The sequence below is a fragment of the Ferrimicrobium acidiphilum DSM 19497 genome (assembly GCF_000949255.1).
In the GTDB taxonomy this organism is placed as follows: Bacteria; Actinomycetota; Acidimicrobiia; order Acidimicrobiales; family Acidimicrobiaceae; genus Ferrimicrobium; species Ferrimicrobium acidiphilum.
The window spans coordinates 1-3249 of the sequence record NZ_JXUW01000058.1; the positions used below are offsets into that span (position 1 = coordinate 1).

Sequence of the window (3249 nt, forward strand, 5' to 3'; positions counted from 1 at the left end):
CGGGAGTCGTCTCAGCTGGCACGAGAGCCACGTGCTGGTGAATCCCGATGTCGAGGTGTCTCCATCGGGAGTCGAGCGTTCTCGTGTCATAACAGGACCGGGTCGTATAGGAGCACTTAGGGCATACCAACCGCGATCGGGTAAGCCTGAGCTTTACCAGCAGTTCGTGTGGACGAACTAAAACCTCGATGACGGTGACACTGCGAAGGCCCAGCATCTGCTTAACTAGAGAGGTAGCGCGCACGGTTCTGAACTCCTTTTTGATGGGTTTCCAACACCAAATTTAGAGCTCAGAAACCGTGTGCGTTTCTTATGTGGCTACTTCAGCCTCAAATACCCCCACTGAACTGGGGCTATGGATCAGATCCAGGCCAAATCTATCCACATGAATGTCAATAGAGCCTTAAGTTGTGCGCCGTTCGGGCAGGCTCGAATTGTTGTGGGTCTCTAGGTCGTCGAGTGACAGTCATGGATTCTTTATCAGAGGTAGGTCTGGACCAGTGAGGGTTCCGAGGTCTGTAGCTCCTCCAACTGCTGCGCCTAGTTGCGCGAGTACATCCAAATGGGGAGTCCGATGGCTTGTCCTGGCGCCGTTACGGGGGAGTGCACCAAAGGATCGTTGGAGTGAAAGCCCTACTTAGGTAACTATCACTAGATGGATCAATGACTGACCGATTCTGGTAGATGTTGTTACCGGATTGCCGCCTCCCTTCGGAAGATCCTGTAACATTCTCGCTATGGAGCAGCGAATCAGCCTGGTCACGCTTGGTGTAACTGACCTGGCCCGAGCCCGTTCTTTCTACGAAGCGCTTGGGTGGCGCGGTGCGAGGCAGCCGGATGAACAGATCTGCTTTTTCCAAGCAGGCGGCATGGTTTTCGGTCTTTGGACCGGACTCGGTGGACACGGTGCTCCAGGCATCGAACTGGCCCACAACGTGCGGTCACCCGAGGAGGTCGCCGCCACGCTTTTCCATGCTGAACAGGCAGGAGGCACCATAGTGCGTCCCGCGGCTCGGGCAGAGTGGGGCGGCACATCGGGAGCGTTCTTGGATCCCGATGGCTACGTGTGGGAGGTGGCCCACAATCCAGGTTGGACCTTAGGAGACGACGGCACGGTCACGATCTAGCAGCTAATCGGCAAGGCTGGCGTTCGCGACGTCTAGCCCACGCACTCCATACAGTGTCACGGAAAGCGAACTGAGGACCGGTCGTAGGCGAGCGAATGTTAAAGGACGCACCTGTCGCCAGATTTCGATAGAACCCAAGCAACATGAGCGTCGTCCTGGGCGAGTTTGAATTGACTGCAGTTGGATTCTGCACGGAGAAGGGTCACACTGCACCGGACGTTGGAGCCGAGTTGTGAGGTATCTGTGATGCCACTGTTCCGATCTGCCTCGAATATCGCTTGATCCTATCCTAAGCATTCGACGACCAACTATGTGCCTTTTGACAACTTAATTAAGGGAGATGTATCTGAGCCATCATTATATGTTCTCCTATGGCTATTTTGGCTGGACCTTTCGCATTTTGAGCATTTAATATAGGGTTGACTACGCTAGAGGGGTCACTGATTAGCAGCGCTAGCGGTAGAATGCCACACGAGTCTATCTTCGATGGGCTGGGTTTTAATCTGAATATCAATCAGGTAAGGCTCGAGCTGGACGTGTAGACGGAAACGGAGTAGATCATGCTATTGATTATTGCAATTGTACTTATTGTTCTATGGCTCCTTGGTCTTCTTGGACATATTGGGGGAGGTTTTGTTAATCTCTTATTGATTATCTCCGTTATCGTGGTAGTTGTACACTTGTTGTGAGGACGCAGAGCCATTTAACAGGATTGAAGGCGTTATGTTTCGTGCATGCGAATATTCGGCAACTTGAACATGGCTTAAAAAAGCCAGGCCGAGGTCACTATTTGTCAAAGTCCGGATTTGATGCCATTGCGTCTTATAGCCACTAATCGTCAATTAAGACTTCGGGCACGTTGTATGAATCGTCGTACCAATGAATTCTCTCCCTCTATACTGCGTCATCGAACACGCACGTCATCATGACTTTACGCGATTCGAGTGTCAACTGCTTGGAGTATGCGATAGCGAGATTTATTTCTTGTCATTCTTCGGGCTTCAACCGCCTCGCGTTTTTGCGCAACGATGCCTGCCGTTTATGATCGAGCCGTTTTTGGACTGAACTCCAGGTTGGCTTTGTTGCCCTTCTGTTATGCGGAACTTCGGCTGACTTCTCCAGCTGGTTGATCAGTCTCTCCATTGCCAGTCTTCGATTCTGGAGTTGAGATCTCTGTGAAGAGACTACAACTCTAAGTTCGTTGCCGTAACGCCTAGTTATGCGCTCTAGTACAGCAGGTTCCGCCGTGATTTGTGAAAGGTCGCATATGAGCTCGACCCGACTGTCAGAAGTGTTGACGTGCTGGCCACCGGGTCCGGAGCTTCTAGAGAAGCGCCAGGTCAAGGCCGCTGGGGGTACCTCCACTCGCCTCTTTAGTCCTGATGAACTAGCGAACACCACAAATGCATGTAATGCTTGTAGTGGACCGTCTCGTGAGTCATCGAACGTTTCTTGCAGCCTTGGTTGCGCGCCTTTAGTCTGATGCGGGGAATCAGGAGGACTAATTATTGTCGCCTCGAGCACGAACTTTAGATTTCGCTTTCTTGTAGTCCCCCTGGCGAGACGGCCCCTTGAAACACCAAGGAGGTGGTTGTTAGTTGAAGGAGATAGCAGATAAAGTGGGTGGCCTTGACGTCCACCGTGACACCGTCGTTGCGTGCACGCGAGTTCGAGAGCCAGATGGCATGGTTACCCTTTCCAAGGAGACGTTCAACACGACACGCAAAGGATTAGAGGACTTGGCCCGGTTCCTCGTCGATGCTGGAGTGTCAACCGTGGTGATGGAGGCGACCGGAGTGTATTGGAAGCCGGTGTACTACGCATTGGAGGGACTCTTCCCCCAACTCTGGCTCTGTAACGCACAACATGTGAAGAACGTACCTGGCAGAAAGACGGATCTCTCGGATGCCGAGTGGCTCGCAGATGTCGCAGCCCANGGCATGGTACGACCAAGGCTTTGTGCCTCCACCTGAGATCCGTGAACTTCGTGAGTTGACGCGATATCCGCAAGACCCAGGTCGATGCCAGGGCGAGGGAGATCCAACGCCTCGAGAAGGTTCTCCAAGATGCTGGCATCAAGCTGCAGCCTCGGTCGCCTCTGCGGTATGGAGCGCCTCATCGA

The 3249-nt window shown here is 52.8% G+C and carries 5 protein-coding genes; 3 read left to right on the top strand and 2 right to left on the bottom strand.

The annotated features are described in order from the left end of the window. The coding region (locus FEAC_RS14320) for a hypothetical protein (RefSeq protein ID WP_201773933.1) at positions 1-244 on the bottom strand (244 nt) is incomplete at its 3' end. A gap of 493 nt (positions 245-737) precedes the next feature. Here FEAC_RS14320 and FEAC_RS14325 point away from each other — a divergent pair. After that, complete coding sequence (locus FEAC_RS14325) at positions 738-1127, top strand: VOC family protein (protein ID WP_035392430.1); 390 nt, start codon at positions 738-740, stop codon at positions 1125-1127. Between the two features lie 560 nt (positions 1128-1687). After that, a complete protein-coding gene (locus tag FEAC_RS16565; RefSeq protein ID WP_152623297.1) occupies positions 1688-1816 on the top strand; it encodes a lmo0937 family membrane protein in 129 nt (42 codons plus the stop codon). Between the two features lie 298 nt (positions 1817-2114). Here FEAC_RS16565 and arfB read toward each other — a convergent pair whose 3' ends face one another. Then, the gene (arfB, locus tag FEAC_RS16570; protein ID WP_419195375.1) at positions 2115-2651 is read right to left on the bottom strand and encodes an alternative ribosome rescue aminoacyl-tRNA hydrolase ArfB; all 537 of its coding nucleotides are present in this window, start codon (positions 2649-2651) and stop codon (positions 2115-2117) included. A gap of 95 nt (positions 2652-2746) precedes the next feature. Between arfB and FEAC_RS14330 the strand changes: the two genes are divergently transcribed. Beyond that, a complete protein-coding gene (locus FEAC_RS14330) occupies positions 2747-3100 on the top strand; it encodes an IS110 family transposase (RefSeq protein WP_473234771.1) in 354 nt (117 codons plus the stop codon). Positions 3101-3249: the final 149 nt, after the last annotated feature.